The organism is Neisseria sp. P0021.S007, assembly GCF_051956855.1.
This window is the reverse complement of sequence record NZ_JBQCXA010001532.1, coordinates 1-466: the sequence shown is the minus strand read 5'-3', so window position 1 is coordinate 466 and position 466 is coordinate 1. Positions and strand designations below refer to the sequence as shown.

Annotated in this window: 1 protein-coding gene; it reads right to left on the bottom strand. The window is 51.7% G+C overall.

Annotated features, from left to right (window positions below; translation table 11 throughout):
- Window positions 1-446, bottom strand: a 446-nt coding sequence (mreD, locus tag ACTHUR_RS20110; protein WP_440400558.1) for a rod shape-determining protein MreD, incomplete at its 3' end; no start/stop codon positions are given.
- Window positions 447-466 lie beyond the last annotated feature (20 nt).

The window sequence follows — 466 nt, the reverse complement described above, 5'->3', positions numbered from 1 at the left end:
CGGTAAATACGGGTCACAATCAACATTAGCTGGCTGAGTATCGGCCAAAGTAATGTGCCGACAAATGGGGCAACAAAGCCTTGCAAAGTGATGACCTGATGATTAAGGAACAAACGGGCAACAGTTAAGACGGCCTGATTGAGAAGCAGCGCAGCCAAGACAGCAGCCAATTGCATAATGTGGCCGTACAGCATGATCTGGCGGCGGTGGTTTAAAATGAAATAAGTCATCACGACGTAAGACAGGGCGTGCAATCCCAAAGTCGCGGCGGTTGCGGCATCGACAATCAGGCCGATGGCAAAAGCCAGTCCCATGCCTGCGCGTTGCGGTTGGTGCAATGCCCAATACAGCAGCATCAGTGCCGTCATTTCAGGCAGCCAGAAGAACCCGTCAAAGGAAAACGGCATAAAGTCCAGTATCATCATCACGATGAGACTGGCCGCCATAATGTGCAGCGGTACTGCAC